Genomic DNA, 23,270 nt, shown 5'->3' with positions numbered 1-23,270 from the left:
ATGGGGTTGAAACACGGCAGGCAACATGCCTGCCACGGTACTACAACGGGTTTTTATAAACCCGTCAAAAACTTTTCGTCCTTCTTCGAGAGCAGGCCGGCTTCGCGGGCCTTTACCAGCAGGTCGGGACGCTTGCGCGCCGTCGCCTCCAGCATGCGCTCGCGGCGCCACTTCTCGATCTCGGCGTGGTTACCGCCCAACAGCACGGGCGGCACGGCCTCGCCTTCGTAAACTTCTGGCCGCGTATAGTGCGGCGAATCCAGCAAGCCATTGACGAAGGAGTCTTCGACTGCGGAGGCATCGGTATTCAGCACGCCTGGCAGCTGGCGCACCACGGCATCCATCAGGGCCATGGCAGGCAGCTCGCCGCCGGACAGCACAAAATCGCCGAGGCTGATTTCTTCATCGACGCAGCGGTCCAGCAAACGCTGGTCCACCGCTTCGTAACGGCCGCACAGGATCACGAGGCCGGGTTCCTGCTTCAGCTGCATCACGCGTTCGTGGGTCAGCTGCTTGCCTTGCGGCGACATGTACACCACGCGCGGCGCCGGCAGGCCGGAAACCACCTGGCGCTGCTTCGCGGCCGCGATGGTCTGCTCCAGCGGCTTGGCCAGCATCACCATCCCCGGGCCACCGCCATACGGGCGGTCATCCACGGTACGGTGGTTGTCGGTGGTGAAATCGCGCGGATTCCACAGCGACAGGCCCCAGCGCTTCTGCTCGAACGCGCGGCGGGTCACGCCGGACTGCGTCAAGGCAGCGAACATCTCAGGGAACAGGGTAATGACGTCGAATTGCATTGTGCGGTTCCGGATTAGTAATCCAGGCCCCAGTCCACGATGATCTGCTTCGCGTCCTTGTCCACCTTGATAACAAACTGGCTTACAAACGGGATCAGGCGCTCTTGCGCCTTACCTTCGGCCTCGTACTCGACGCGCAGGATGGACTGAGGTCCGTTGCTCATCATGTCCGCGACCGTGCCAAGGCTCTCGCCTTGTTGATTCTGAACTGCCAGGCCGATCAGGTCGCCCCAGTAGTATTCATCGTCTTCCAGCTGCGGGAAATCGGCGCGCGACACGAACACCGATGCACCCTTCAGCGCTTCTGCTTCGTTACGGTCCGTCATCCCGACGATAGTGGTGACCACGTCGCCACCATGCAGCTTAGCCCGCTTGACTTCAACGTCACGCAGGCTTGGCTTGTCGAGCCACCAGGTGGTGGCATGCAGCAGCGCATCTGCTTCGGTGGAGAAGGGTCGGACACGGACCCCGCCGGTGATGCCGTAGGCACCAGAAACAAAGCCAACCTGAACCAGGTCAGCCGGGGCTTGCGCCCCAGATGCGGTCTTGCTGCTCAAAACTTGAAGCTACTATTAAGCAGCCTTCTGGCCAGCAACCAGCTTGGCAACAGCTGGGGACAGCTGAGCGCCAACGCCTTGCCAGTAAGCCAGACGGTCAGCAGCAACGCGGAAGGTTTCTGCTTGGCCGGTAGCCATTGGGTTGAAGAAGCCGATACGCTCTACGAAACGGCCGTCACGACGATTGCGGGAATCGGTTGCAACGATGTTGTAGAAAGGACGCTTCTTGGCGCCACCACGAGCTAAACGAATAACGACCATAATAATTCCAAAAAAGTGTGCTGAGTCGGAAAAAGCCGCAAATTATAGCGCGCTTTAACTCCAACCGGCAAGATTAATCAAATTGGTGGGGAATTGGACAATCCGGGATTATCCCCTGAACTGGCCTCGTCGGCAACAGCTTTGTTGTGCCATACTGCCGGTTTTTCGGACTTCTCGGCTGCAATCATGTCTGTTTTACACAAGAACAAAACATTCGCCACCCTGCTCGCCGCTGTTGCCGGCGGCATCGGCCTGCACCGCTTCTACCTGCGCGGCCTGGCTGACAAATGGGGCTGGCTGCACGCCGCCAGCCTGCTCGGCGTCGCAGCCGTGTTTGCATTATGGCCGAAAGCCGATCCCTACTTCCTGCTGCTGCCGTTGATCCTGTCGATCCTGGCCGGCGTCCTCGAAGCCCTCGTGCTGGGCCTGATGCCCGACGAGAAGTGGGACGCCACCTTCAACGCCGGCAGCGGCAAGCAATCGAACTCGCGCTGGCCGCTGGCGACCGTGCTGGTCGCCGCCCTGATGTTTGGCGCCTTCGGCCTGATCGCCGCCATCGCCCGCCTGTTCGACCTGCTCTACACCGACGGCATCTACGGTTAATTGGCCGGCGCGGCGCTCGGCGCAGGTTCTGCAATCCGGTACAAGGAAACCGGGCCGTCCCGATGTACCAGCGTGAAGAACTGCGCGAATCCCGGCTTGGTCTCGATGCCCGGCCAACGCACCGTATGGATCAACAGGCTGGCATAACCGGAACGACGCAAGGCTTTGGCCAGGTCAGCAGGAGGCAGATCGGCGTGATCGCGATAGCGCCCCGGGCCAAAATGGTCACCGCCCGTTCGCGGTGGAGCGTAATAGATTGAGTCCTCCAGACCAAACTGGTAGGTACGGCCCATCGGATGCTCGCGCAGATAGACCAGCATTGGATAGCCGGTAATCCTCTGCTGCAAAACCGCCTCGCGGGCAGCAGTTGTCGGCGAAACAAGCTTCCAGGTCCTGTGTACGGTTTTAAGTGCACCTGGCAGAACGGCCAGGAGCCCCAAGGCGACACAAACTGCGACCGCCTTGCTTTGCAGCTTCGACGTTTCCCCACGGGCCAGCAGCTTCCATACGGCGACAAAAAGCCAGTACCAGACTGCCGCCGCCAACAGTGCCAGGACAGGATAGAGCGGCATCAGGTAGCGCGGGTAATGCGAGCTCAGCAACCACAACGTAATGCTGAGAGCCGCCAGCATGCTTCCGGCACGCACGCCTGGCAAGCGGCGCACGCTGGCGATCACAGGCGCCAACAATGCTGGCCAGATAAACCACACCGGCCACCCCTCGTTGCGTTTGAGATCTTCGAATTGATGCTGGAAATCCCCCAGGTTCCAATCGCTAAAACCGAATAGCTTGCCACCGATTGGATTGACTGGGTCACCGGTCAGCACATAATTCCGGGCGTACCAGTATGCGCAAGGCAGGAGCAGCGCGACCGCCGCGATGAGCCAGTCTCGCGGGGAACGTGTCCGCACCAACAAAACGATCGCCGGCACGGGGAGTAACTGCAACGCCTGGTACTTGATGCCGACGGCAACGCCCAACAAGAAGCAAGCCATCGCCAGCAATGCGCGCCGCTGAGGTTGCTGCTGCCAACGATAGAAGACCAGGCAGCCCGCAAAAATGAATAGCGTGACGGCGGCATCGACCATCGCGTTATCGTACAGGCTGCGCGTCAAATACAGGTAGATAAGGGTGGCGATGCTGGCGACACCTTGGCCAGCGTAACGTTTGCCGGTGACATATACCAAAACGGTGGTAAGCCACGCCATCAGTGCGCTGATCAGGTGGGTCATCACATCGTCATAGGCGATCATGGCTCCGGCAAACAGCAGGTTTGCATTATAGGGAAACCATGGATATCGCAGCCAGTCATTGACAGTCAGCCTGCCGCTCCGAGCCCATTCCTGAGCGTGCGGCAGGTGGTACATCACCTCATCCCATACTATTGGCGGACACAACGGAGCGACGAGGGTCGGGAAAACCATCAAGGCAATCAGCAAGGCGGTGCCGCGCGCAGGCCAGTTTGCTTCACGCCATTGCGGAACCATGGCGGCCCACCAGCGGCCCTGCAGCGCACGCCATTCAGCCAGGCATAGACCGAGGCCGAGCACCAGCACTAATACCAGTGGAATCATGCGCAACTGTCCGGCGATAGCCAGCCATTGCAGTACGCATATGTACAGTCCCATGCCGAGCGTGGCTGCAATGGCATGCCATAGCAGGGCTTCTTCGGGTTCCTGCTGGATTACCTCCGACGCCCAGCGGCGAAGCATGGCGCGGCCAACTCCCCAGCATGCCCCCAGGAAGATCAGTAAGGCGAAATAATGCGATAGCGTGTAGACGAGTTTATTAATCATGGAGCTCACGAAATACGAAATATTTTGCGGAAATGAAGTTGAAAGTCATGCCGGCCAGCGAGCCAGCCACCACGCCAACGGCTGGTGCCCAGCGCGCTTCAGGCAAAAACTGCAACAGCACCATATAGGTGCCCAGGTTGATCACGCCGCCGCCAACCATGACCGTCAAATAGCGCCACCATTCACGCCAGACCGATGCCGTGGCACGGAAAGTAAACCGCCGGTTCAGCCGCCAGGTGACCCAAACCGCAAACAGAAAAGACAGCAGGCGCCCCAGGTACGGCCCCGAACCCAACGCCAGCGCCAGGTACAAAGCGCCCATGTCGGCCCCCGCACCGGCAACTCCATTGATGCCAAAGCGCAGGAACTGGCGCACGCCCTTAGTTTCCATGGGCCGGGTAAGCCAGGTAAGCAAAGCGCTTTTGTTCAATACGCGCCTTGGTCACTGCATCAAGGACAATGCCGCAGACCAGCAGCACCACGCCAAACAGCATGATGGCCGAGCACAATACGGCGGTAGGCTGTCGCGGTACCAACCCAGTATCCCAATAGACGCTTAGTAGTGGCACGGCCAAGCCGACCGAAAGCAGGAAGCAAGCCATAAAACCGATGCCAAAGAATGCCAACGGGCGCTCCGACTTAAACAGGCGCAAGATGGTCATCAAGATGCGCCATCCGTCCCGGTAGGTATTGAGTTTGCTGAAGGAGCCCTCTGGCCGAGCCTTGTATACGGTCTCGACCTCTGCCACCGGCATGCGCAACTCGAGGGCATGCACCGTCAGCTCGGTCTCGATTTCGAAACCTGTGGAATGGGCGGCAAACGATTTTACGTAGCGGCGAGAAAACACGCGATAACCGGACAGGATGTCGGTAAAGGTACGTCCGAACAACATGGACACACAGCCGGTCAGCAGGTTGTTACCGAAGCGGTGTCCCAGGCGATAGGCAGCCTGTTCCTCGGTGACACGATTCCCAACCACCATGTCCAGGCCTTCATCAAACAGCTTAGCGACCAATTGTGGGGCAATCGCGGCATCATAAGTGTCGTCACCGTCCACCATAATGTAGGCATCAGCCTCGATATCGGCGAACATGCGGCGTACAACGCTGCCCTTGCCCTGATGCGGTACCAGGCGCACGCTGGCTCCTGCACGACGGGCAATCTCGGCGGTGCCGTCGGTTGAATTATTGTCGAAGACGTAGATTGTCGCTTGCGGCAAACTAGCGCGAAAATCGTGCACGATGGCTTCGATGGTAAGCGCCTCATTGTAACAAGGCACCAAAATTGCGACGCGCGCGGATGACTGGCCAATCATAGTAAAAAATCAATTAAGGCATTAACAATCCGCGATTATAGCCGTTCTTACATATCACCCTCTGCAACGCCTTGTCACAAATTAGCATTCCAGAAGGAAACTAATGGCCTATACTCACCAACACCACAACGCTTTTGGAGAACCCATATGAAAGTAATTAAATTCCTCTTGCCAGCCATCCTGGCCGTAACGGTGACTGGCGCTTACGCACAGCCAAAGCGCGCTGTTTGCGCTGATTGCGGCACTGTGACCGCAGTGAAAATGATCGAAAAAGACGGCGAAGGCAGCGCAGCCGGCATCGTTGCCGGCGGTATTGCTGGCGGCCTGCTGGGCCACCAGGTTGGCGGCGGCACCGGCAAGACCCTGGCCACCGTTGCTGGCGCTGCAGGCGGCGCTTACGCTGGCAAGAAGATCGAAGGCAAGATGAACAAGGTCAAGGAATGGCACGTGACTGTCCGCTACGAAACCGGCAAGGTCGGCACCGTCGTCCTGAAGAACGATCCAAACCTGCGTAACGGCGACCACGTCAAGCGCGAGCACGGCGGCCTGAACCGCATCTAAGTCCTTCGCGACAGCAGTAAGCCCATCCCCGCGCCGGCCAGCAGGCCGGCGCAAATCCGGTTGAATACCCTCTTCCCGCGCGGTTGCGCAAACCACCTCTGCAGGCGTGCGCCCATCCAGGCGTAAGCTGCCAGCGCCACCACTTCCAGCAGCAGGAACAACACCCCGAGCACAAAGAACTGTGCGCCTACCGGCCCGGCGGGATCGACGAACTGCGGCAAGAACGCCGTGAAGATCAGGATCGCTTTCGGATTGCCCGATGCGACAAAAAACTCCTGCCGCGCCAACTGCCACCAGCCTGGCGCCGACGCAGCGTTGTCCACCTGCACGCCCGGCTGCGCGCGCCACAATTGCCAGGCCAGGTATAACAAGTAGATCGCGCCGACGGTCTTGATCCCGTAGAACAGCAGCTCCGAAGTATGCAGCACCGCTGCCAGCCCTGCCGATGCCAAGGCGATCATTCCCGCAAATGCCACCAGTCGCCCGGCACCAGCCAGGCAGGAGCGCCGAAAGCCATAGCGCGTGGCATTGCTGACCGATAGCAGGTTGTTCGGCCCCGGCGCCATGTTCAGCGCAAAACAGGCAGGCACGAACAGCATGAGGGTTGAAGCATCCATGGCCGGCTCCATATTGAAATTTTAGTTAATATACAACGTCCAAACGCGCAAGGAGACACCGTGACAGACAATACCACGCCGCATTTCCCGCCCCAGTGGCAACCCCTGGTCGACCGGGCGGCCAGCGCCTTGCGCGAACTGGCCGTCAATGAAGATGCCAAGGCCCGATTCCTCGAAGACCCGCTGCTGCGCCCTTACATGGACCGCGTGTCGCAGCGCTACGTTGCCGGCAGCACCGTGTCGGACGCGATCGTGCGCGCTGCCATGATCAACCAGAACGGGCACCGCGCTTCCGCCGAATACATGGGCGAGAGCGTGCGTAACGAAGCCTTCGCCAATGCGGAGACTGGCGTCTTCTTGCAGCTGGTCCAGGCCATCGGCGAGCAGCGTCTTGATTGCTCGATCTCCTTCGACTTGTCCCACGTCGGCTCGCTGGTCGATCCCGAACTGGGCTACCAGAACGCGCGCCGCATCGCGCGCGCCGCCAGTGAAATCGGGCAGGAAGTGATGATCTCGATGGAGGCCTCGGACCGCACGTCCGGCATTTACGAGATCTACGGCCGCCTGCACGAAAAGGATGGCCTGTCGAACGTCGGCATCACGGTACCGGCCAAGCTGCATCGCACCGCCAACGATCTCCCCGCGCTGCTGCGCCATCCCGGCCGCATCCGCCTGGTCAAAGGCGCGATGTTCGAACCGGTGGAAATTGCTTATCCCCGCAATAGTCCCGAACTGGCATCGGCCTATCGCCGCTATGCCGCACTGTTGCTGCGCAGCGGCCACAAATGTTCGATTGCCACGCATGACCGGGCGATCCAGGATGAGCTGACGGCGATGATCCGCGCAGAAGGCATCGCCGCAGGCCCCTATGAATTCGAATCCCTGATAGGCTTGGGCGAGCAGAACATCGCCCACCTGCGCGACGCCGGATTTCCGACGCGTGAATACGCAGTTTTTGGAAAGGAGTACTTCCTGTACGTATTGAACCGCATCTCTGAGGAACCCGTACGCGTCTACCAGGCCGTCATTGACGCATTGGGTGCCGCATGATGCGCCGCCTTCTCGCCGCCGCTGCACTGGCCGCTGCCAGCGCAGCGCAAGCGCAATCGGTAGCCATCACGATCGATGATGGTCCGAACGCAGGCAGCACGCCCCGCATGTCGGCCCCGGAACGCAACCAGGCCATTCTGGATGCGCTGGCCAAGCACCGCGTGCAGGCCGCGCTGTTCGTCACCTCCGGCTTCGGCGCCAACACGCCGCAAGGCCTGCCGCTGCTGCAAGCCTGGAGCAAGGCGGGCCATGCCATCGGCAATCACACCGTGACCCATCCGGACCTGGAAAGAATCCCACTGGCCGAGTACCAGCGCCAGGTGATGGAATGCGACCGCTTGATCAGCACCCAGCCCGGCTACCAGAAATGGCTGCGCTTCACTTACCTGCGCGAGGGGAACACGCCTGAAAAGATCGACGGCATGCGCACCTTCCTGCGCGACCATGGTTACCGCAACGCTCGCGTGAGCCTGGACACCAGCGATTGGCGCCTTAACGAAAAGCTGGAGCAAGTACTGAAGAAGGATCCAAATGCCGACATCAGCGCTATCCGGACCGCTTACCTGACCCACGTCAGGCAACGCGCGCTGGCTTACCGCGAGCTGTCGCAGCAACTGCAGGGGCGCGATATTTCGCAAGTCCTGCTGCTGCACCACAACCTGCTCAACGCGCTGTGGCTGGACGACGTGCTGGCACAGTTCAAGGAAATGGGCTGGAAGATCATCACGCCGGCGGAAGCGTTTGCCGATCCGGTCTACATGCTGGAGCCGGTGCGCAAGGCCGCAGGACAGAGCCAGTTGCTGTCGCTGGGGCGCACCCTGGGATTGGGGTTGACGCCTGGAGGGGAGCGCCTGGTCGATGACGGCGATTACGAAATCGCCGAACTGGCAAAGAAAGGACTGTAACGCCCGGCATAAAAATAGTCGTCTGTTTTTCGGTTGTCGCCAAAGCTGGAGCCTCGCTAAGCTCCAGCCATCACTGCAACCGGAATCCATTTCATGCCTCTATTTTTCTTTGCCTGGCGCGCTGCGGCGCTTGAGGAAACCGTTGCCCGTGGCCGCGCGTATGCTGCCGCCCGTTTCAGCATGGGCAACTTCGTGCACGGCGCCATGACGCGGCAACTGCAGGCCATGCTTGAGTCGACCCGCCACCAGCAATCCTTCTCGCCCCTGTTCGCCGATGAAATTCACTGATCCCGCCGACATCCAGCGCTGCTACCAGGCCCTGGTCGCGCGCTCGCCCGAGCATGTCGGCGCTTTTTATGCAGCGGTCAAGACCACCGGCATCTTCTGCCTGCCGACCTGCCGCGCGCGCAAACCGAAGGCGGAAAATGTCGACTTTTTCTCCGACATCAAGGAGCCGCTGGCGCTTGGCTTCCGCCCCTGCAAGGTGTGCCGCCCGACCGAAAATGCACCCGACGTGCCGCCGCAAGTCGCCCGCGCAGTCGCGCTGGTGCGGGAACATCCCAAGCGGCGCATCCAGGATGCCGAACTGCGCGAACTGGGCATCAGCCCGGAACTGGTGCGGCGCTGGTTCAAGAAACACCACGGTTTCAGCTTCCAGGCCTACCAGCGCATGTTGCGCATCAACCTGGCCATGACGGAACTGAAGGAGGGTCGCAGCGCCACCGAAGTAGCGCTCGACAGCGGTTACGAATCGCTCAGCGGCTTCGCCTATACCTACAAGAAGATGACCGGCAATGCGCCCAGCCAGGGCGCACAGCAACTAGTGCTGCACCGCTTTGCGACGCCGCTTGGGCCAATGTTTGTCTGCGCCAGCGAGAACGGCGTGTGCTTACTGGAATTCACCGACCGACGCATGCTGGAAACCGAGTTCCGCGATTTGCAGCGCCTGTTCAAGGCGCGCATCCTGGCCGGAGAAAACGCACACACGCGAGAAGCCGAGACCCAGATCGCGGAATACTTCGAAGGCAAACGTCAGCAGTTCAGCGTGGCGCTGGACGCACCGGGCAGCGATTTCCAGCGCGGCGTCTGGGATGCCTTGCGCGCAATGAAGTTCGGGGAAGTGACGCATTATGCCGACCTGGCAGCGCGCCTGGGTGCACCCAACTCGGTGCGGGCGGTAGCTGGAGCGAATGGGGCGAACCGGATTGCGATCATCATTCCCTGCCACCGGATTATCGGCAAGGATGGTTCGCTGACGGGATACGGAGGGGGATTGGCGCGCAAGGAGTGGCTCCTTGCGCATGAACTGCAGAACCGGCAAAGCGGTGTCTGACCCATTGGATCAGACACCATGGTTCTGGCTTAGAACTGCTCGACGTCCAGGCCCAGCACACCGGCGCTGCCATCAACAATGGCGGTGCGCATGCCGGTGGAACCGGACAGGATGTGGTCCGCGAAGAAACGCGCGGTCACGATCTTGGCGTGGAAGAACGAAGCATCGCCCTCCCCTGCCGACAGCTTGGACTGCGCGATCAGCGCAGCACGGCCCATCTGCCAGCCGCCGAACACGATACCGGCCAGCTTCAGGTACAGCACGGAGCCGGAGAATACGCCCTTGATATCCGACTTGGCGTGGTTGACGACGAAGTCCACCACCGCTTCCAGGTCGTCTGCGCCCTGCACCAGGTGCTTGCGGATCGCCGCGAAGTCAGGACTGTTCACGCCAGCCAGTTCTTCGGCAGTCGCGCGCACCTGGGCAATGATCGACTTGGCCAAAGCGCCGCCATCGCGCACGGTCTTGCGGCCGATCAGGTCATTGGCCTGGATCGCGGTGGTGCCTTCATAGATGGTCAGGATCTTGGCGTCGCGGTAGTGCTGCGCCGCGCCGGTTTCTTCGATGAAGCCCATGCCGCCGTGCACCTGCACGCCGTCGCGGGTCACGTTCTCGGACATCTCGGTCGACCAACCCTTCACGATCGGCACCAGGTATTCGTAGACAGCCTGGTTCGCAGCGCGGACTTCCGCATCGGCGTGGTGATGAGCCACGTCGTGGATGCCGGCAGCCACGTAAGCCAGCGCACGCGCCGCTTCGGTCTGGGCGCGCATCGACATCAGCATGCGGCGCACGTCCGGATGGTTGATGATCGCCACGCCGGCTGGAGAGCCGTTCAGGTCGCGCGACTGCACGCGGTCCTTGGCGAAGGTCACAGCCTGCTGGTAAGCGCGCTCCGCCAGGCCCACGCCCTGCATGCCGACGCCGAAGCGGGCCGCGTTCATCATGATGAACATGTATTCCAGGCCGCGGTTCTCTTCGCCCACCAGGTAGCCAACGGCGCCGCCATTGTCGCCGAATTGCAGCACGGCGGTTGGGGAAGCCTTGATGCCCAGCTTGTGTTCGATCGACACGCAGTGCGCGTCGTTGCGCTCGCCCAGCGAACCGTCGGCGTTGACCATGAACTTCGGCACGATGAACAGCGAGATGCCCTTCACGCCAGGAGGCGCATCAGGAGTACGCGCCAGCACCAAGTGGATGATGTTCTCGGCCATGTCGTGCTCACCGTAGGTGATGAAGATCTTGGTGCCGAATACTTTGTAGGTGCCGTCGCCCTGCGGCACGGCGCGGGTGCGCACGGCAGCCAGGTCGGAGCCGGCCTGCGGCTCGGTCAGGTTCATGGTGCCGGTCCACTTGCCGGTCACCAGCGGCTCCAGGTAGGTCGCCTTCTGCTCGTCGGAACCGGCGGTCAGCAGCGCTTCGATCGCGCCGTCGGACAGCAGCGCCACCAGCGCGAACGACAGGTTCGAGCCGTGCAGCATTTCCACGCACGGGGTGCCGATCAGCTTCGGCAGGCCCTGGCCGCCGAATTCCGTCGGGTGCTGCAGGCCTTGCCAGCCGGCCTCCGCGAACTGCTTGAAGGCTTCCTTGAAGCCTTTCGAGGTGGTTACCTTGCCGTCGGCCCAGGAGCTTGGTTCCTTGTCAGCCGCGTGGTTCAGCGGGGCGATCACGCCGCTCACGAACTTCGCGTTTTCTTCCAGCACGGCTTCCGCGGTTTCCGCGTTTGCATCTTCACAGCCTGGCAGCGCGGACACGCCAGCCAGGTTTGCCAGTTCGTTCATCACGAACAGCATGTCTTTCATTGGGGCTTGATAGCTCATTGATGTCTCCAAAAATCTCCAGAAACCTGAAAAACGGGGTCTGACCCAAGGGTCAGACCCCGATCAGGCGGCCGTCGCGAGCCAGTGTCAGACCCTGAGGGTCTGACACTGCTTTACCGGTTTAACCCAGTTCCTTGACCAGTTGAGGCACAACCTCGAACAGGTCGCCCACGATGCCGTAGTCGGCAACGGAGAAGATTGGAGCTTCAGGGTCTTTGTTCACAGCCACGATGACCTTGGAGTCCTTCATGCCAGCCAGGTGCTGGATCGCGCCGGAGATACCGACGGCGATGTAGAGGGAAGGAGCAACGATCTTGCCGGTCTGGCCAACCTGCCAGTCGTTCGGCACGAAACCTGCGTCCACCGCAGCGCGCGATGCGCCCATGGCGGCGTTCAGCTTGTCGGCCAGTGGTTCCAGGATCTTGAAGGCGTCAGCGGAGCCCATGCCGCGGCCACCGGAAACGATGATCTTGGCAGCGGTCAGTTCCGGACGGTCCGACTTGGCCACTTCGCGGCCAACGAAAGCGGACTTGCCGAAATCAGCGGCTGCAGCCACGCTTTCCACAGCAGCGGAACCGCCTTCGGCAGCAGCAGCGTCGAAGCCGGTGCTACGTACGGTGATCACCTTGACCTTGTCCGACGATTGCACGTACGCGATCGCATTGCCGGCGTAGATTGGGCGCTCGAAGGTATCAGGCGCGTCAACCTTGGTGATTTCGGAGATCTGAGCCACGTCCAGCTTGGCGGCAACGCGCGGCAGGATGTTCTTGCCGTAAGCGGTTGCCGGAGCCAGGATGTGGGTGTAGCCACCAGCGATCGCCAGGATCTGCTCGGAGACGTTTTCGGCCAGGCCGTCCGCGAAGTAAGCTGCGTCTGCGTGCAGCACCTTGGTGACGCCAGCGATCTTGGCAGCGGCGGCAGCAGCGGCGCCGGCATTCGAGCCAGCGACCAGCACGTGCACTTCGCCTGCGCATTTGGCGGCGGCGGTAACGGTGTGGAGGGTGCTGCCCTTCAGGGATGCGTTGTCGTGTTCTGCGATTACGAGTGCGACCATGATATTTTTTCCTTGAGTGAAAACCGGCAGACCGGTGTCTGACCCAATGGGTCAGACACCTGCAGTTCCGGTTTTAGCAAATAATTAGATGACTTTAGCTTCGGTGCGCAGCTTGGACACCAGGGTCGCTACGTCAGGCACTTTGATACCAGCGGAACGCTTGGCAGGCTCGGCCACTTTCAGGGTTTTCAGGCGCGGGGTCACGTCGACGCCCAGGTCTTCCGGCTTGACGGTATCCAGCGGCTTCTTCTTCGCCTTCATGATGTTAGGCAGGGTCACATAGCGCGGCTCGTTCAGGCGCAGGTCGGTGGTCACGATGGCTGGCAGTTGCAGCGCCAGGGTTTCCAGGCCGCCGTCCACTTCGCGGGTCACGGTGACTTTGCCGTCGCCCAGCTCAACCTTCGACGCGAAGGTCGCTTGCGGCCAGCCCAGCAGCGCTGCCAGCATCTGGCCAACCTGGTTGGAGTCGTCGTCGATAGCCTGCTTGCCCAGGATGATCAGTTGCGGTTGCTCTTTGTCGGCAACGGCCTTCAGCAGCTTGGCTACAGCCAGCGGCTCCAGTTCAACGCCGGTTTCGATCAGGATGCCGCGGTCGGCGCCGATCGCCATGCCGGTGCGCAGGGTTTCCTGGCATTGGGTCACGCCGGCGGACACGGCAACCACTTCGGTTACTTTGCCAGCTTCTTTCAGGCGGGTCGCTTCTTCCAGTGCGATCTCGTCGAACGGGTTCATCGACATTTTGACGTTGGCGATATCTACGCCAGTGCCGTCGGATTTGACGCGCACTTTCACGTTGAAGTCGACGACGCGCTTGACAGGTACCAGGACTTTCATAGGTGTGCCTTTGAAAAAGAGATAAGTAAAATTAGTGGGCTAGATTATATTGGAATTCGATATCACTGATCGAATAAAAGCACGATCGTGCGTTTTTTGAATACAATCCGGCGCCGAAAATCAGCAACCGGTAGCATACCGCAGTTTTTACTTGCGGCGCATCAAAAACGTAAATTCAGTGCCCTGCTGGACGTAGGACAAGAGTGCATTGCCAGTCTGCTTGGCAAAGGCCTGGAAGTCACGCACTGACCCTGGATCGGTAGCCACGATACGCAACACCTGGCCGCTTTCCAATTCCGCCAAGGCTTTCTTGGCTTTCAGAATAGGCAGCGGGCAATTCAGGCCGCGGGCGTCGAGGTCCTTATGAAATTCCATGGTCTCGGACTCGAGAGTAAGAGTTTCGCTCATCAATATCTCGCTTCTGTACAACTGGTTCCGACATACTACTCCAATTTTGTGCGTCTGACGCACTGCACCAAAATAGTTAATGTTGCGTTGCAAAATCACAACGACCTTGCAATGTCGGAAAGGCCAGCACTAGGAAGCGCGGGCCCCTGGCAGCTTTTAGATACGCGACTCCACCCATGCTGCAACGCCACCGAGAGCACCTGGCAGTGCATCCGGATTGGTGCCGCCGGCTTGCGCCATGTCAGGACGTCCACCGCCCTTGCCGCCCACTTGTTGTGCAACGAAGTTGACCAGCTCGCCGGCCTTGACCTTGCCGATCGAGTCCGCCGTCACGCCGGCGATCAGGCTGACCTTGCCGTCATTGACGGAAGCCAGCACGATGGCAGCGGACTTCAGCTTGTCTTTCAGCTTGTCCATGGTTTCGCGCAGCGCGGTCACGTCGGCGCCTTCCATGGTTGCAGCCAGCACCTTCAGGCCCTTGACGTCGACCGCCTTGTTGACCAGTTCGTCGCCCTGGCCGGAAGCCAGCTTGGACTTCAACGCAGCCAGTTCTTTTTCCAGCGACTTCACCTGGTCCTGCACGGCGGCGATCTTGGAAGTCAGTTCTTCCGGGTTCGACTTCAGCGCGGCAGCAGCTTCGTTCAGCTTGCGAGCCATGCCCTGCACCAGCGCCAAGGCGCCTTCGCCGGTCACGGCTTCCACGCGGCGGATACCGGCAGCAACGCCGCCTTCCGATACGATCTTGAACAGGCCGATATCGCCGGTGCGGTGCACGTGCACGCCGCCGCACAGCTCTTTCGAGGAACCGATGTCCATCACGCGCACTTCGTCGCCGTACTTCTCGCCGAACAGCGCCATGGCGCCATGCTTCACGGCGTCGTCGAAGGACATGTGGTGCGACTGGGTCGCAGCATTGGCCAGGATCTCGGCGTTGACGATGGCTTCCACCTTGGCGATTTCCTCGGCGGTCATCGGCTGGGTGTGGGAGAAGTCGAAACGCGCCTTGTCCGGATCAACCAGCGAGCCTTTCTGCGCCACGTGGGAGCCCAGCACTTCGCGCAGGGCCTTGTGCATCAGGTGGGTCGCCGAGTGGTTACGGATGGTGCGGCCGCGCGAATGCTGGTCCACAGCAGCGCCGACAGCGTCGCCCACTTTCAGCGAACCCTGTGCCACCACGCCGTGGTGGCCGAACACGTCAGCCTGGATCTTCAGCGTGTCTTCCACGTCGAAGCGGCCGGTGGCGCCGGTGATCAGGCCCTGGTCGCCCACCTGGCCGCCGGATTCGGCGTAGAACGGGGTGGTATCCAGCACGACGATGCCCTGCTCGCCGGTCTTCAGTTCCTGCACCGGTGCGCCGTTGGCGTACAGGGCGATCACTTTCGAATCATGCAGCAGCTGGTCATAGCCGACGAACTTGTTCTTCTCGCCGGAGTATTCAACGTTGGCAGCCATCTTCTTGAACTTGCCGCCTTCGCGCGCCTTCTGCTTCTGCGCTTCCATGGCGACGTTGAAGCCTGCTTCGTCCAGCGTCACTTCGCGTTCGCGGCAGATGTCGGCGGTCAGGTCCAGTGGGAAGCCGTAGGTGTCGTACAGGGTGAAGGCGGTAGCACCATCCAGGTTCTTCGGATCCTTGGCCAGTTGGGCTTCCAGGATCTTCATGCCGTTTTCCAGGGTCTCGCCGAAACGCTCCTCTTCCGCCTTCAGCACCTGGGCCACGCGGTCCTTGGCTTCCGCCAGCTCAGGATAGGCAACGCCCATTTCGGTGTTCAGGTCTGCCACCAGCTTGTAGAAGAAGGCTTTGGTCTGGCCCAGTTTGTGGCCGTGACGCAGTGCGCGGCGGATGATGCGGCGCAGGACATAGCCGTGGCCTTCAGGGCCAGGGATGATGCCGTCGACGATCATGAAAGCAGCAGCGCGGATGTGGTCGGCGATCACGCGCAGCGATTTGTTTTCCAGGTCGGTCGCGCCGGTTTCGCGGGCGGCAGCCTTGATCAGGGCCTGGAAGGAATCGATCTCATAGTTCGAGTGCACGTGCTGCAGGACGGCAGCCAGGCGCTCCATGCCCATGCCGGTATCCACGCAAGGCTTCGGCAGCTTGTGCATCACGCCCGCTTCGTCGCGGTTGAACTGCATGAACACCAGGTTCCAGATTTCGATGAAGCGGTCGCCGTCTTCCTGGTCCGAGCCCGGAGGACCGCCCCAGATGTCGGCGCCGTGGTCGTAGAAGATCTCGGTGCAAGGACCGCATGGGCCGGTGTCGGCCATCTGCCAGAAGTTGTCCGACGCGTAACGCGAACCCTTGTTGTCGCCGATGCGGATGATGCGCTCTTTCGGCACGCCGATTTCGTTGGCCCAGATGTCGTAGGCTTCGTCGTCTTCGATATAGACGGTGACGGTCAGCTTCTCAGGCGGCAGGCCGTAGACCTTGGTCAGCAGCTCCCACGCGTATTGGATGGCATCGCGCTTGAAATAGTCGCCGAAGCTAAAATTGCCCAGCATTTCGAAGAAAGTGTGGTGACGCGCGGTATAGCCGACGTTTTCCAGGTCGTTATGCTTGCCGCCGGCGCGCACGCAGCGCTGCACGGTGGTGGCACGGGAATACGGGCGCACATCCTGGCCCAGGAACACATCCTTGAACTGCACCATGCCGGAGTTGGTCAACAGCAGGGTCGGGTCGTTGCCTGGCACCAGCGGGCTGGAACGGACAATCGTATGGCCCTTGGATTCGAAGAATTTCAGGAACTTTTCGCGAATTTCAGCAGATTTCATGTCGTAAAAGGTAGGTTGCAGGCTGGTGCAAAGGGTTGATTATACGTGAACAGTTCGCCTGATAAATGGGGACGTATCCCATTTAGAGGGAAATTTCCTCTAGATGGGGTGCGTCCCCATTTATCAAGCGAAGTCCGGCCCGATCAAGTCGATGCGGTCGGTGCAGAAGGCGTCTACGCCGAGCGCGAGGATTTCCCGCGCTCGTTCCGGCGTATTGACGGTATAGCAAAACAGGCCCAGGCCTGCTGCCTTCACCGCTCTTGCCTGGTCCGGTGTCAGGTATTTGTGGTTGGTATGGATCGCCACCGCGCCAAGGTCGCGCGCCGTTTCCAGCCAATTGGGGGGAATTTTATCAAACAGACAAGCCCGCGGTAGTTCGGGCGCAGCATCGCGCGCCGCCGCCAAGGCCGGCATGCTGAAGGACGAGAGCAAAGGCATTGACGCCGGATCGCCGGCCGCCACCTCGGCAGCGAAACGGGCACGCGCAGTCTGCGCCACCCAACGGCCGGTCGCCTCATCATGGCCTTCAGCCGGCTTGATCTCGATATTCATCCAGATCTTATGCTCTTTGCAGTAGTCGACCCACTCCAGGAACAAAGGCACTGGCTCACCGCGGAACTCAGGGCCGAACCATCGCCCGGCATCCATCTTCGCCAATTCGGCTGCCGAAAAGTTCGGCACATAGCCATCGCCATAGATCGTGCGGCCAAAGTGCGGATCATGCATCACCACGCCAATGCCATCGGATGACAGCATGACGTCGAATTCCACCGCGCGGAAACCATAAGCCAGGCCGGCACGCAAGCCGGCGATGGTGTTTTCCGGAGCCAGCGTGCCGCCTCCGCGATGCGCAACGATTTTTGGGTAGGGCCACATAGGATTAAGACACTAACACGGTTGGATGCGTTAAGCTAACGCTCCCTGAAAACAGTAGGAAGAAGACAACATGACCCCGAAGGCCCTTGGACACATTCGCGTACTGGATTTAAGCCGCGTGCTGGCCGGCCCCTGGTGCTCGCAGAACCTCGCCGACCTGGGCGCGGACGTGATCAAGATCGAGCGGCCGGGCAGCGGCGACGACACCCGCGCCTGGGGTCCTCCCTACGCCAAGGACGCCTCCGGCGCCGACACCACCGAAGCCGCCTACTACCTGTCCGCCAACCGCGGCAAGCGCTCGGTCACCTGCGACATCTCCAAGCCGGAGGGCCAGGCCCTGATCCGCGAACTGGCCAGGCACGCCGACGTGGTGCTGGAAAACTACAAGGTCGGCCAGTTGAAAAAATATGGCCTGGATTATGAATCGCTGAAGGCCGTCAAGCCGGACCTGGTCTACTGCTCCGTAACCGGCTTTGGCCAGGACGGCCCCTACGCACACCGCGCCGGCTACGACTTCCTGATCCAGGGCATGGGCGGTTTGATGTCCGTCACCGGCGAGCGCGACGACCTGCCGGGCGGCGGCCCGCAGAAAGCCGGCGTGGCCCTGACCGACCTGATGACCGGCATGTACTCCACCATCGCAATTTTGGCCGCCCTGACCCACCGCGACCGGACCGGCGAAGGTCAATATATCGACATGGCGCTGCTGGACGTGCAGGTCGCGATGTTGGCCAATATGGGCTCCAACTACCTGAATAGCGGCAAAGCGCCCAAGCGCTGGGGCAACGCCCACGCCAACATCGTGCCGTACCAGACCTTCGCCTGCGCCGACGGCTACATCATCGTCGCCACCGGCAACGACGGCCAGTATCAGAAATTCGTGGAAGTGGGCGGCCGCCCCGACCTGGCCACACACGAACGCTACGCCACCAATCCACTGCGCGTGAAGAACCGCGACGAGCTGGTGCCGATCCTGGCTGACATGGTGAAGTCGCAACCGCGCGACTGGTGGATCGAACAGCTGGAAGCGGTAGGCGTGCCATGCGGCCCAATCAACGACCTGCACGACGTATTCAAGAACCCGCAAGTGCAAGCGCGCGGCATGATGATCGAAACAGCCCACCCGACCGCCGGCAAAGTGAAACTGGTGCGCAACCCAATGCGCCTGAGCGCCAGTCCCGCAGAAACCGACATGGCCCCGCCCCTGCTTGGCCAGCACACCGACGAAGTGCTGCGCGAAGTCCTCGGCCGCAGCGAGGCCGACATCGCCTCCCTGCGCGCCAAAGGCATCCTGTAACGCGTTACGGCCGAGCCCGTGTCACACCTTGGGGTCACACCCCGAGAGTGACACGAGCCCAACCGCAGTGCGGAAGAGCCCGTGTCACACCTGGGGTGTGACCCCATGGTGTGACACGGGCTCGGCTGGTACGCCTTTAGTGCAGGTGCTGCTTGAAGTCGAATAATTCGCGATGCATGAAGTTGACTGCGGCCTTCATCTCGGGCGTCACTTGCATGCGCTCGCTGGCGCAGACGCGCCGGGCCCGGGCGCCGAGCATTTCCATGTCGTCTACCAACTTGGGTACGTTGGCGTAGTCCTCACTCACCAGCATTTCGCTGATGTCGTCGGAGCGGCGGTCCAGCTTCTGGATCGTATCGCGCAGCTCGCCGGTCAGGTGGCGCTCGGCCGACAGGGCTTGCGCGGCCTGGCTGACAGCCATTTGGATGTTGCTGAGCCTGATACGGATTTCTCGATCGTGCATCATGATGATCTCCTTGCTCAAAACGGCACCCAGCGTGCCGGTGGGACTTGGAGACCGTTCGCGCTCGGCGGTTCAATCACCCTGCCTCAGCTTTGATCTGTCTCAACATTGGCGCGATTGGCGTCAACCGGCGCAGGTGGATTGCGATCGCGACAGCTGCGACGAGGCAGCTTGCAAGCAGCAGCACCACGCCCGCCCAGCCTGCCCTTCCCCACAGTATTCCTGCAGCCCAGCCAATCACGCTGGAGCCAAGGTAGTAGAAGAACAGGTATAGCGCGGACGCCAATGCCGCCCCGCGCGCACGTCGGCCTACCCAGCTGCTTGTCATGGAATGCGATGCAAAGAAAGCGAAGGTGAACAGGGCCAGCCCGGCGATTACCAGCGACAAGCAGCTCGACAAGGTCAACACAATGCCTGTCAGCATTAAGCTGAGAACCAGGTACAGCACGCCCTTGCGGCCATAACGGTCCGCCAGCTTGCCTGCCCAGACCGAACTGAAAATCCCCAGTAGGTACAGAAACGAAATTCCACCCACCACACTTTGACGCAGCTCGAACGGCGCGGCCAGCAGGCGGTAGCTGATGTAGTTGTAGGCGCTGACCATGCAACCCATTAACAGGAAGGCCAGGGTGAACAGCCAAGGCAGGCCGTCATCGCGCAGGTGGCGGAGTGCATTCTCCGGCAGCGCGCGCCAGCCTCCGGGCGACGGGCGGAAACGACGCGACTCCGGCAGGCTGCGCCAGAATTCGACTGCAGCCAATACGCCTGCCGCGCCCATCGCCACCAGCGCCACGCGCCAGGAGAAAAAGTCGCTCAGTATCGATGTCACCATGCGCCCGACCATCCCGCCGAACGCACTGCCGCTGATGTAAAGACCCATCGATAGCCCCAAGGATTCGGGTTCGATCTCCTCTGCCAGGTATGCCATGGCGACGGCTGGCATGCCGCCCAGCGCCACGCCGAGCAAAACCCGCGCGACAAGCAGCTGGCCGTATCCATCGGCCAGAGCGCACAGCAAAGTCATGATCGCGGAGATCGCGAGCGCTCCCACCATCAAGGGCTTGCGGCCGAAGCGGTCGGAAATGGCGCTCGACGCGAGCAGCGAGACTGCCATCGCCGCCGTGGCCAGCGACAAGGACAGGCTGCTCTGCGCGGGCGTCAGCGCAAATTCGCTGGATAGCAGCGGCATCAAGGGTTGCACGCAGTACAACAGCGCGAAGCAGGAAAAGCCGCCAAAGAACATGGCGCGATTGGTGGGGTGGCTGAGGGCTTTCATCGTGAATTCATCTTAGGATTGCCCTGTATTACCGTCCAATATATATTTAAGGCGTTATTAATCGCTTCAACATATTATGGAATTGCGTCATCTGCGCTATTTCGTGGCTGTGGCCGAGGAACTGAGCTTCACTCGCGCGGCTGAGCGGCTGCATATCGGCCAGCCGCCCCTATCACAACAAATCCAGGCGCTGGAAGCGGAAGTGGGGGCGCGCCTCTTCGATCGCAGCAAGCGCTGGGTGCGCCTTACCGAAGCCGGCAAGCTGTTTCTTGAAGATGCGCGGGCCATCCTGGCGCAATCCGAGCGCGCGGCCAAGCGGGCGCGCCGGGCGCAGCGTGGCGAGGCTGGCGAACTGCGTGTGGGCTTTACGTTTTCCACGCCTTTCACGCCGCTGTTTGCGCGCGCGATCCGCCGCTATCGCCAGCTTTATCCGGACGTGGCGCTTACCTTGCATGAGATGACGACGCTGCATCAAATCGATGCCCTGGAGGCTCGCAAGATAGATCTTGGTTTCGTGCGGCCGCCGGAGGTGGCTTTGCCGGAGCACCTGGAGCTGACGACGCTGCGCCGCGATGCGCTGTTGCTGGTGCTTGCGAGCGATTCGCCATTGGCGCGCAAGCGCATGATCAAGGTGGCTGACCTGGCGGAGCTGCCGTGGGTAATGTATCCGAAGGAGTCTGGCGTGGGCATCAATCACGCCATTCTGGGCATGTGCCGGTCGGCGGGCTTCGTGCCGCAGGTGGCCATGGAAGCGGGCGAGGCGGCAACCATTATCGGGCTGGTTGCGGCGGGGATTGGGGTGTCGGTGCTGCCTTCGCCGTTCCAGTCGATGCATCTGGAGGGAGTGGTGTTCCGGCCGCTGGATGATGCGGGGGCGGTCACTTCGCTGCAATTGGCGCAGCGGCGGGGGGATGGCGGGGCGTTGGTGGAGGCGTTTGTCCGGGTGGCGCTGGAGGAGAACCGGTAAACCGGTGTCTGACCCACAGGGTCAGACACGCATGCTCGTCTGGCGCTGGTCCAGTTTATCAATCGTAGTCGGCGTCGAGCTCGGAGCCGGCGTAGTTTTCCAGCTCGGTCCACAGCGTCTTCATTGCGTAGCGGCCCGGCAGCTTCTGCAGCACGGTGCAGGTGCGGCGGTACAGGTCGATGCGATGCAGCAGGACCGGGTGATGCTGCTCGGGCACCGCTGCGACCAGCGCTTGCCAGCCCGCTTCGTAATCTGGCTTGGCCTTGCGCACAGCCTTCACGAAGCGTTCGAACTCCTTCTGGCCGGTGCGGGCGACGATGCGGCCACCACCTTCCACCGCGAAGATGATCGCCAGCGCGATCACGCCTTCCGCGTTCAGGTCCGGGTCCTTGATTGCGCCTTCCAGGTTGTGGCGGCGCAGCCAGTTCGCCAGGCGCACCACGGCTTGCACTTCCTGGCGCTGCTTCAACTGCGCCTGGTACTTGGATGGTCCATCCCAGTTGGCGCCGGGCTCGGTGAAGCAGATGTCGAAGAACAGGTCGCGCAGGCGGCGCTGTGCATACATCGGGTCGTTGTCGTACTCTCCAATCAGCGTATCTTCCGGCATCGCAGCCAGGTCTTTCAACTGGCGGAAGCCCGCCTGGAAGGCCAGCTCAGCGCCCTGCTCCACCAGGTAGTCCAGCGCCAGCTCGTCGGAATCGACGGTCAGCACCTGCTCCAGGCCGAGCGACACGCCGCCAACCGTCAGGTTGACTGCCTTCTGGATGCCTTCCGCAGTGCGGTTGTTGGTGAACTTGTCCGCGACCATGGCTGTGATGCCGCTCAACTCTTCCGCCAGGATGCTGGCCGCATCTTCGCGGTCGTCGCCTGGCAGCAGTTTGATGGCGCGGGTCAGTCGCGGCAGGCTTTCTTTGACGAGTGCGGGCAGCATCAGCCGAAGATCCCCGTACCGATCGAGCGGCGTGCGCGTTCGCGGCCGGTGCCACTGCGGGTGGTCGGCACTTGCTTGCGCAGGCGGTACAGCAGCTCCTTGGTGGAGCGCTGCAGGTGCTCGGGCTCTTCGTCCGGATCGTCGCTGAATTCCGCATCGGCCAGGTCGGCGCTGTGGCGGAATTCCGGGAACAATTCGAACAGCGCACGGTCCCAGCCGTCTTCATTGGCTTGCGCCAGGGCGACGGCAACGGGAACGATGTCGTTGTCGGACGAAGTCTGGCCGGTCAGGTAGGCACCTTTCGAGATCACTTCGCCCGCAACCTCCAGCACCTCCTTCGGCGCCAGCGAGAACAGGATCGCGAACGCGGTGCAGCCCCAGTCGGTAGCCGACGCTTCTTTCAGCAGTTCGGCACGGCGCTCTTCATCTTCGGTGCCGAAGATCACGCCGTGCATGTGGGCGAACAGCGATTCGGCGATACGCTCTGGATCGTCTTCGATCATGTCGTCCGGCCAGGTGGCGGCGATGTAGGCCAGGCTTTCGGCCCACTGCTTCGGCGGCACCAGCAGGGTCGCCAGCGACATCTTGCCGCCGTCGAAGCCGGACATGTGCAGCGCCGTCACGTGCGGCGGCAGCTCCTGCAGCACTTCGACCACGGCCAGGTCGCCGTGGGTATCCGCTGCTTCGGCAAAGGCGCGCTCGGCGTGCTCCAGGGAGCCCGCCAGAACGAGTTCGGTGACCTGCTTGCGAATGGCTGGCAGATTCTTGTCGGTCAT

At 61.3% G+C, this 23,270-nt stretch carries 25 protein-coding genes; 8 read left to right on the top strand and 17 right to left on the bottom strand.

Features of this window, described 5'->3' with window-relative positions; genetic code table 11:
• Positions 1-53: 53 nt before the first annotated feature.
• Genes trmD through rpsP form a run of 3 tightly spaced genes read right to left on the bottom strand, consistent with a single transcriptional unit; the run spans position 54 to position 1,618 of the window.
• Positions 54-800: a tRNA (guanosine(37)-N1)-methyltransferase TrmD gene (gene trmD, locus ACN9MY_RS09835; protein ID WP_426322051.1), complete on the bottom strand. Its 747-nt coding sequence runs from the start codon at positions 798-800 to the stop codon at positions 54-56.
• Between the two features lie 14 nt (positions 801-814).
• Positions 815-1,357, bottom strand: coding sequence for a ribosome maturation factor RimM (gene rimM / locus ACN9MY_RS09830; RefSeq protein ID WP_426170238.1), 543 nt, complete (start codon positions 1,355-1,357; stop codon positions 815-817).
• A 15-nt stretch (positions 1,358-1,372) separates the two neighbouring features.
• Positions 1,373-1,618 carry a 30S ribosomal protein S16 gene (gene rpsP, locus ACN9MY_RS09825; protein WP_057261569.1) on the bottom strand — a complete coding sequence of 82 codons (246 nt, stop codon included), beginning with the start codon at positions 1,616-1,618 and terminating at the stop codon, positions 1,373-1,375.
• 186 nt (positions 1,619-1,804) lie between these two features.
• Here rpsP and ACN9MY_RS09820 point away from each other — a divergent pair, with 186 nt between their 5' ends.
• Positions 1,805-2,221 (top strand): hypothetical protein, encoded by a 417-nt coding sequence (locus ACN9MY_RS09820; protein ID WP_426337229.1) that lies wholly within the window; start codon positions 1,805-1,807, stop codon positions 2,219-2,221.
• Here ACN9MY_RS09820 and ACN9MY_RS09815 read toward each other — a convergent pair.
• Genes ACN9MY_RS09815 through ACN9MY_RS09805 form a run of 3 tightly spaced genes read right to left on the bottom strand, consistent with a single transcriptional unit; the run spans position 2,218 to position 5,333 of the window.
• Complete coding sequence (locus ACN9MY_RS09815; RefSeq protein WP_426337228.1) at positions 2,218-4,017, bottom strand: ArnT family glycosyltransferase; 1,800 nt, start codon at positions 4,015-4,017, stop codon at positions 2,218-2,220. The two genes, ACN9MY_RS09820 and ACN9MY_RS09815, sit on opposite strands and share 4 nt — an antisense overlap.
• On the bottom strand, positions 4,010-4,393 hold the full coding sequence (locus tag ACN9MY_RS09810; RefSeq protein ID WP_426322045.1) for a GtrA family protein: 384 nt from the start codon (positions 4,391-4,393) through the stop codon (positions 4,010-4,012). The genes ACN9MY_RS09815 and ACN9MY_RS09810 overlap by 8 nt, the downstream gene beginning before the upstream one ends.
• A gap of 4 nt (positions 4,394-4,397) precedes the next feature.
• Positions 4,398-5,333, bottom strand: a complete 936-nt coding sequence (locus ACN9MY_RS09805) for a glycosyltransferase (RefSeq protein WP_426322043.1) — start codon at positions 5,331-5,333, stop codon at positions 4,398-4,400.
• Between the two features lie 147 nt (positions 5,334-5,480).
• Between ACN9MY_RS09805 and ACN9MY_RS09800 the strand changes: the two genes are divergently transcribed.
• Positions 5,481-5,894, top strand: coding sequence for a glycine zipper 2TM domain-containing protein (locus ACN9MY_RS09800; RefSeq protein WP_426322041.1), 414 nt, complete (start codon positions 5,481-5,483; stop codon positions 5,892-5,894).
• On the opposite strand, the gene ACN9MY_RS09795 is transcribed toward ACN9MY_RS09800, so the two are convergent.
• Complete coding sequence (locus ACN9MY_RS09795; protein ID WP_426170224.1) at positions 5,891-6,511, bottom strand: LysE family translocator; 621 nt, start codon at positions 6,509-6,511, stop codon at positions 5,891-5,893. The two genes, ACN9MY_RS09800 and ACN9MY_RS09795, sit on opposite strands and share 4 nt — an antisense overlap.
• A gap of 60 nt (positions 6,512-6,571) precedes the next feature.
• On the opposite strand from ACN9MY_RS09795, the gene ACN9MY_RS09790 reads away from it, so the two are divergent.
• The 4 genes from ACN9MY_RS09790 (at position 6,572) to ACN9MY_RS09775 (ending at position 9,799) form a co-directional block, all read left to right on the top strand.
• Positions 6,572-7,561 carry a proline dehydrogenase family protein gene (locus ACN9MY_RS09790; RefSeq protein WP_426337227.1) on the top strand — a complete coding sequence of 330 codons (990 nt, stop codon included), beginning with the start codon at positions 6,572-6,574 and terminating at the stop codon, positions 7,559-7,561.
• Positions 7,558-8,466: a polysaccharide deacetylase family protein gene (locus ACN9MY_RS09785; RefSeq protein WP_426170219.1), complete on the top strand. Its 909-nt coding sequence runs from the start codon at positions 7,558-7,560 to the stop codon at positions 8,464-8,466. The genes ACN9MY_RS09790 and ACN9MY_RS09785 overlap by 4 nt, the downstream gene beginning before the upstream one ends.
• A gap of 93 nt (positions 8,467-8,559) precedes the next feature.
• Positions 8,560-8,754: a hypothetical protein gene (locus tag ACN9MY_RS09780; protein WP_426170216.1), complete on the top strand. Its 195-nt coding sequence runs from the start codon at positions 8,560-8,562 to the stop codon at positions 8,752-8,754.
• Positions 8,741-9,799, top strand: a complete 1,059-nt coding sequence (locus ACN9MY_RS09775; protein ID WP_426170214.1) for a bifunctional transcriptional activator/DNA repair enzyme AdaA — start codon at positions 8,741-8,743, stop codon at positions 9,797-9,799. Before ACN9MY_RS09780 ends, ACN9MY_RS09775 begins: the two co-directional genes overlap by 14 nt.
• A gap of 29 nt (positions 9,800-9,828) precedes the next feature.
• Here ACN9MY_RS09775 and ACN9MY_RS09770 read toward each other — a convergent pair whose 3' ends face one another.
• From ACN9MY_RS09770 to ugpQ, 6 genes are all read right to left on the bottom strand, one after another.
• Positions 9,829-11,619, bottom strand: coding sequence for an acyl-CoA dehydrogenase (locus tag ACN9MY_RS09770; RefSeq protein WP_426337226.1), 1,791 nt, complete (start codon positions 11,617-11,619; stop codon positions 9,829-9,831).
• Between the two features lie 121 nt (positions 11,620-11,740).
• Positions 11,741-12,673, bottom strand: a complete 933-nt coding sequence (locus ACN9MY_RS09765) for an electron transfer flavoprotein subunit alpha/FixB family protein (protein ID WP_426322032.1) — start codon at positions 12,671-12,673, stop codon at positions 11,741-11,743.
• Positions 12,674-12,757: 84 nt separating this feature from the next.
• Positions 12,758-13,507, bottom strand: coding sequence for an electron transfer flavoprotein subunit beta/FixA family protein (locus tag ACN9MY_RS09760; RefSeq protein ID WP_057261578.1), 750 nt, complete (start codon positions 13,505-13,507; stop codon positions 12,758-12,760).
• 147 nt (positions 13,508-13,654) lie between these two features.
• Positions 13,655-13,882, bottom strand: a complete 228-nt coding sequence (locus ACN9MY_RS09755) for a sulfurtransferase TusA family protein (protein WP_426172164.1) — start codon at positions 13,880-13,882, stop codon at positions 13,655-13,657.
• A 189-nt stretch (positions 13,883-14,071) separates the two neighbouring features.
• The gene (gene alaS / locus ACN9MY_RS09750; protein WP_426170204.1) at positions 14,072-16,684 is read right to left on the bottom strand and encodes an alanine--tRNA ligase; all 2,613 of its coding nucleotides are present in this window, start codon (positions 16,682-16,684) and stop codon (positions 14,072-14,074) included.
• Positions 16,685-16,807: 123 nt separating this feature from the next.
• Entirely contained in the window at positions 16,808-17,560 is a 753-nt protein-coding gene (ugpQ, locus tag ACN9MY_RS09745) for a glycerophosphodiester phosphodiesterase (RefSeq protein WP_426170202.1), read from the bottom strand.
• A gap of 70 nt (positions 17,561-17,630) precedes the next feature.
• Between ugpQ and ACN9MY_RS09740 the strand changes: the two genes are divergently transcribed.
• Positions 17,631-18,857, top strand: a complete 1,227-nt coding sequence (locus ACN9MY_RS09740; protein WP_426170199.1) for a CaiB/BaiF CoA transferase family protein — start codon at positions 17,631-17,633, stop codon at positions 18,855-18,857.
• Positions 18,858-18,993: 136 nt separating this feature from the next.
• Here ACN9MY_RS09740 and ACN9MY_RS09735 read toward each other — a convergent pair whose 3' ends face one another.
• Entirely contained in the window at positions 18,994-19,323 is a 330-nt protein-coding gene (locus ACN9MY_RS09735) for a hypothetical protein (protein WP_130315077.1), read from the bottom strand.
• A gap of 73 nt (positions 19,324-19,396) precedes the next feature.
• Positions 19,397-20,596, bottom strand: a complete 1,200-nt coding sequence (locus tag ACN9MY_RS09730; protein WP_426337225.1) for an MFS transporter — start codon at positions 20,594-20,596, stop codon at positions 19,397-19,399.
• Between the two features lie 76 nt (positions 20,597-20,672).
• On the opposite strand from ACN9MY_RS09730, the gene ACN9MY_RS09725 reads away from it, so the two are divergent.
• The gene (locus ACN9MY_RS09725; RefSeq protein ID WP_426170194.1) at positions 20,673-21,563 is read left to right on the top strand and encodes a LysR family transcriptional regulator; all 891 of its coding nucleotides are present in this window, start codon (positions 20,673-20,675) and stop codon (positions 21,561-21,563) included.
• Between the two features lie 58 nt (positions 21,564-21,621).
• Here ACN9MY_RS09725 and ACN9MY_RS09720 read toward each other — a convergent pair whose 3' ends face one another.
• Together ACN9MY_RS09720 and ACN9MY_RS09715 are read right to left on the bottom strand one after the other, a co-directional pair.
• On the bottom strand, positions 21,622-22,494 hold the full coding sequence (locus ACN9MY_RS09720) for a hypothetical protein (protein ID WP_426170191.1): 873 nt from the start codon (positions 22,492-22,494) through the stop codon (positions 21,622-21,624).
• Complete coding sequence (locus ACN9MY_RS09715; RefSeq protein ID WP_426170189.1) at positions 22,494-23,270, bottom strand: hypothetical protein; 777 nt, start codon at positions 23,268-23,270, stop codon at positions 22,494-22,496. Before ACN9MY_RS09715 ends, ACN9MY_RS09720 begins: the two co-directional genes overlap by 1 nt.

It is taken from the genome of Pseudoduganella sp. R-31 (assembly GCF_049913235.1).
GTDB lineage: Bacteria > Pseudomonadota > Gammaproteobacteria > Burkholderiales > Burkholderiaceae_D > Rugamonas.
This window is presented reverse-complemented; position numbering and strand designations above follow the sequence as displayed.